Origin of the sequence: Pontiella sp. (assembly GCF_041622395.1) — a bacterium.
GTDB lineage: Bacteria > Verrucomicrobiota > Kiritimatiellia > Kiritimatiellales > Pontiellaceae > Pontiella.
In genome coordinates this window covers 1-4,906 of sequence record NZ_JBFJYW010000284.1, presented here as the reverse complement: position 1 = coordinate 4,906, position 4,906 = coordinate 1, and the positions used below count along the sequence as shown (strand labels likewise).

The following is a 4,906-nucleotide window of genomic DNA, read 5'->3' as shown; positions in this document are numbered from 1 at the left end:
TGGTCGCCCTAGTGATCCTGGGCGTTGGCGTTCTGCCGCAACGCGAGTTCGTGTTCCAACGCCTGGATCACCGCGTTTAGAATCGCTTGCTTCATGACGCGCGGCTAGGGCTCGTAATCGAGCAGCTCGGCGCCTTTGATCAGACGGCAGAACTCTTTTTTCGTGACCAGATGCGTGGTGCCTTCGCCGGCCACCGGATCTTTCATGGTCTTGTAGCTGACGGCGAGACGGGCGAGCTCGACGATGCGGATATAGTCATCGTCCTTCTTATAAAGTTGGTTTTGTTGAAGTTTCATGCGCCCGTATGTAGCATCATCGCCGAACCGGGGCGACGGAATTCGAGGCGATCCTTTCCCCGCCCCGCGCCGCAACGCCGGCACAGCCGCTCAAAAATGAAACGCGGGTTTGCCATTTCCTTGGCAAACGCCTAGGTTTCGAATCTGTTTAAGCATGAAAAGGAGCTAGAAATGAGTGAAGAGAAAGCAAATATCCCGAACTACCTTTGGCAGTCGATCGTTGTAACCATCCTCTGTTGCCTGCCCGTCGGCATTCCCGCCATCATTTTTGCATCGAAGGTCAACGGACTGGTCATTGCCGGCCAGATCGAAGAAGCCAAAGCGGCATCCGACAAAGCCAAGATGTGGTGCTGGATCAGCTTTGGCCTCGGCATCGTGTCCTCCATCATTGGCGTGGTGGTGCAACTCGGCATGTTCGGCGCCATGGCCGCCGGCAGCTATTAGGTTCATGCGACCGGGTTATAGAAACCTTGCAGCCGTTGCCCTGATCGGGGTGGCGGCTTTTTTGCTATGGAAGGGTTCGCCGACCGAGTGCCGGTTCTTCCCGAAGTGCCTGGTCCTGCAATTCACGCACTTCCATTGCCCCGGGTGCGGATCGCTGCGGTCCCTCCACTTCCTGTTGCGGGGCGACCTCGCCGCGGCATGGGCCATGAACCCGCTGACCGTCCTGCTGCTGCCGGGGATCATCTTCCTGGGTACCGCCGAACTGCTTTTCCACCGCCACGATTTCGCCACGCGCATCCGCCCGGTCTATCTCTGGATCCTGGTCGCCGTCTTCATCCTGTTCGGCATCCTGCGCAACCTGCCGTCGTTCAGTTGCCTGGCGCCGCATTGACCGCGCGCAGGCGCACCGCAGAGGCTAAAGCATTTCCAGCGCGATTTCCCAGCGGCTATCGCGGGCTTTCAAGCCGGCATTGGCCTTGAGCACCTCATGCAAAGCCTTATCTTCGGCCACGCGCTTCATGGCCGCGAACAGTTCATCCGGCGTGCGGGCATCGACCACGATGCCCGACCCATGCGACTCGACGATCTCCTGCGGCCCGCCCTCGTTCGAGACAATGGCCGGAAGCCCGCAGGCATGCGCTTCGAGCACCACGTTGCCGAAGGTGTCGGTCAGACTCGGGAACACGAACAGGTCGGCGCTGGCATACACGCGGGCCAGCTCTTCACCGAAAAGATAGCCCGCGAAAACAATCTGCGGGTCGTTGTATTTCAACTGCAGTTCGTCGCGCTGGGGGCCGTCGCCCACCAGGATTAGGTCGGCATCACTCCCGGCCTCGATCAGCCGGCGGAAGGCCTTGAGCAGGGTCTCGATGTTCTTCTCCTTCGAGAGGCGCCCGGCATAAATGAACTTGAAACCGCCGTTCAGCCCATAGTCGTTCCACAGCGCGCGGTTGCGAAAGGACGGGTTGAACTTTTCGAGGTTGATCCCCCGCGGCATGACATCGATTTGATCGGCCGCGAAGCCGCCGTCCATCAGCCGCGTTTTATAGTGCCGGGTCGGCACCAGAACCGTATCGACCTTGCCGTAGAACCAGCGCATGAAACGCCAGGCCACTTCGCCGAGCTTTTCGTCTTCGGTGATGTCGGCAAAGAAGCGCGGGAAGTCGGTGTGGTAAATGCCCTTGGTTTTGAGTCCGAGCAGTTTGGCCGCGCCCAGCGCGCAAACACCGAGCGAACCCGGCGTTGAAATGATGATCTCGTCGAACGCCTGCTGCTCGAAATAGGCCAGCAGTTCCATGAACGGCGGATAGCTGATGGTAATGGAATCGTATTCCGGCATCTGGAACGAGCCGACCGGCTTGAAATTCTTGATCGGGAAATCCCCTTCCGGCTCGTCGTCGAGACTGGTCACGACCGTGATGTCTTTTTCGGCCCCCTTGGCCATTCCGGCCAACGTCCGGATCGTTTTGGTGACCCCGTTGACGTCCGAGAACGTATCGGTGACCCACGCTTTTCGGCCGCTTTTCTGGCGCAAGGCATTGGCCGCCGGGAAGCGCGCGGCGGTCTCCCGCAAGAGCTCCTCGTCCTTGTGTTGCGTCGAAAACGCCGTCAAATACGGGGCGATGCCCAACGCCACCGGACCGAGCGACGACACCGCCTGCAGCGAACCGATCAGATCGCCTTGGCGGATTTTTCCGGCGGCTTTTTTCAGGAAGGCAAAGCTCAGCTCCTGGCTCAGGCGGCACGCCGCCTGGAAATTGGCCAGATCCTTTTCCGCGGTGGCCGGCCGGTCGTTTTCCGAATCTTCGAGGATGCGGGAAAACTCCGCGACGATCATCTGCTCGATCTCGTTCATCTGTTTCTTGACGTAGGCTTTCTTGATCTTCTTGCGGATGGCCGCACGGACGGTGGCGCGGAAGCCGACCGGGACCGGGGCGCGCTCGTCCGGTTGCTCCGCCAACTTGCGCAGCAGGCCGCCCACGACCGAATAGTCGTTTGCTCCGGGAGCAAGGAAGCGATCTTCATAGTAGCGGTAGGCAATGCGGTAGAGACTGTTGGCCAGCCGTACGCTGGTGCCGCCGCATCCGCCCGGCTCGTGTTGGCCTTCGCGGATGAATTCCAAAAAATCGATCACGCCGGCCGCCTTGGGCGTCACGGTATGCGCGCCGGCCACATACAGCCCGCCGTGGTCGTCCGACCCGCCCGTCAGCGTCTTGTTCCACGGCTCCAGCCCGACCGGATCGAGATGGTGACGGTCGGCGAGTTCGGCAATCGACTCGGGCGTCAGGCTGCGGAAGATCGCGTTGCCGATCTCGCAGGCCCGGTGGACGCGCGACCCGTTGATGCCTTCGAAGCGGTTGAACATCACGATCAGCTTTTCGAAGAGCTCGAGCGTCAACTTGTCGTTGATGCTGAATAGCGGATGGGCAATCGTGTGGATCACCCGGTTTTCGTTCATGTAGTGGCGCAGGTCGTAGATGTTGTTGCGCAGGTTGTCCATCTCATGGAACTGTTTTTCCGTGATCCCCGAAACCAGGCAGTGGATCTTGCAGCCGTTTTCCGGAAAGTAGGTGGTCAGTTCCGACGAAATGAACGTCCCCGGCAGATGGGCAATCGCCTTGGCTCCGCAAATGCAGTTGTGGTCGGAAATCGTCACGAAATCCATGCCCGCCGCACGACAGGCGTCGTAGACCGCCAGCGGCTCCATGAAACTTTCCGGGGCACCGATACGGCGCAGGAACCATTCCGACGGACGGTTCGAAAATTTACTGTGAACGTGCAGATCGGCTTTCGATACGGCCCTTGTTGTTTTCATGCGCGCAACTTCGCTCCGCCCCGTTATTTTCCGATGTGCATGCCATTAGTATTCCGTGAGTTGCTTGTGGCCGCCCGGCTAATACCACCACTACGGATTGAGGAACCTCCGCCCTTTGCCCCGGTTCCGCGGCGGTTGCGGGGCGTAGCGCGGATATCCGATCCGCGTTTCGTTGACACCGGGAACCACTCGCATCGGATATGCGAGCTACGGCTTGGCAGGCGTTCGGCGGGCAGGTCTCGTTCCTCAACCATGCCGCCCCACAAAAAAAGGAAGCCCGGCATGGAGAGGGTGACCATGCCGGGCTTCCGGGGGTGTCGCCAGGAACTCTGATTATTTGTTGGATGAAACTTCGTAGATGGTGGTGGTGCCGCTGACTTCGTTCGCAACCACCAGCAACGGCGATCCGTTCGGGCTATCCTCGGCCGAGATGAAGACGAAACCTTCGGGGCCGAGGTCGCCCGCCTCGGACGATTCGACATCCTGTCCGAAGTCGCGGTTGTTCAGCAGCGACGGGTTGGCCGGATCGGAAATATCGAGAACGTCCAGCGTGTTTTCATCGGCATTCGAAACAAACAGGCGTTGCGACGCGACATCGTGGGCGACGATCTCGGCGGCCCCTTCGTCGAAGATGTCCGATTCATAGGTGGCGATCGGCGAGAGCGAAATGCTGGACGGCGCGGCATTCGCCGCGAACGCGGCCCCCATGGCCGCGGCGGTTGCGGGGCGTAGCGCGGATATCCGATCCGCGTTTCGTTGACACCGGGAACCACTCGCATCGGATATGCGAGATACGGCTTGGCAGGCGTTCGGCGGGCAGGTCTCGTTCCTCAACCATGCCCGCCCCACAAAAAAAAATTCCCACTAAGTTTCCGGCGGCTCGGACCGTCGAAGCCTTGCCGACTTTCATTGAGGGCATTGAAACGACAACCAGTTTATCCGAAATGAGCTCGCCGTTCATTTTGTGTTAATGGCCATCTCATAGATGTCCGAATCGCTGCCGCTGTGATCGCCGACGATGCAGCGGAGATAGACGAGTTCGTCCGCATCCGGGGCTTCCCCCGCATCCGATGAGTCGTTGGGATTGCCGCCTTGATCCACTTCAGTTCCATCATCGACGGAGTCCCCGTCGGAATCCGCCACGGTCGGGTCGCTATCGTGCCGATACTCGTCTTCCATGGTAAGGCCGTCACTATCATCGTCGGAGGTAATATCGTTCCAGACCAGCGGTTTGGTACCCCATCTGTTTTCGATTCCATCGGGCAGCGTATCGTCATCGGTATCCCAATCTTCCGGATCGCTTCCGATTTGGTACTCGACGAGATTGCTTAGGTTATCAAAATCCTTGTCG

Annotated in this window: 5 protein-coding genes and 1 pseudogene; 2 read left to right on the top strand and 4 right to left on the bottom strand. The window is 59.4% G+C overall.

Annotated features, from left to right (window positions below; genetic code table 11):
- Positions 1-104 precede the first annotated feature (104 nt).
- Positions 105-296: a hypothetical protein gene (locus ABYO54_RS14040; protein ID WP_372808875.1), complete on the bottom strand. Its 192-nt coding sequence runs from the start codon at positions 294-296 to the stop codon at positions 105-107.
- 171 nt (positions 297-467) lie between these two features.
- On the opposite strand from ABYO54_RS14040, the gene ABYO54_RS14035 reads away from it, so the two are divergent.
- On the top strand, positions 468-740 hold the full coding sequence (locus ABYO54_RS14035) for a CD225/dispanin family protein (protein WP_372808874.1): 273 nt from the start codon (positions 468-470) through the stop codon (positions 738-740).
- A 61-nt stretch (positions 741-801) separates the two neighbouring features.
- Entirely contained in the window at positions 802-1,131 is a 330-nt protein-coding gene (locus ABYO54_RS14030; RefSeq protein WP_372808873.1) for a DUF2752 domain-containing protein, read from the top strand.
- A 24-nt stretch (positions 1,132-1,155) separates the two neighbouring features.
- Here the strand turns inward: ABYO54_RS14030 and ABYO54_RS14025 are convergent, their stop codons facing one another.
- The 3 genes and pseudogenes from ABYO54_RS14025 to ABYO54_RS14015 all read right to left on the bottom strand — a co-directional run.
- Positions 1,156-3,555 (bottom strand): glycosyltransferase, encoded by a 2,400-nt coding sequence (locus ABYO54_RS14025; protein ID WP_372808872.1) that lies wholly within the window; start codon positions 3,553-3,555, stop codon positions 1,156-1,158.
- Between the two features lie 333 nt (positions 3,556-3,888).
- Positions 3,889-4,263 (bottom strand): hypothetical protein, encoded by a 375-nt coding sequence (locus ABYO54_RS14020; protein WP_372808871.1) that lies wholly within the window; start codon positions 4,261-4,263, stop codon positions 3,889-3,891.
- A gap of 249 nt (positions 4,264-4,512) precedes the next feature.
- Positions 4,513-4,906 (bottom strand): annotated as a pseudogene (locus ABYO54_RS14015) (hypothetical protein); the annotation flags it as partial.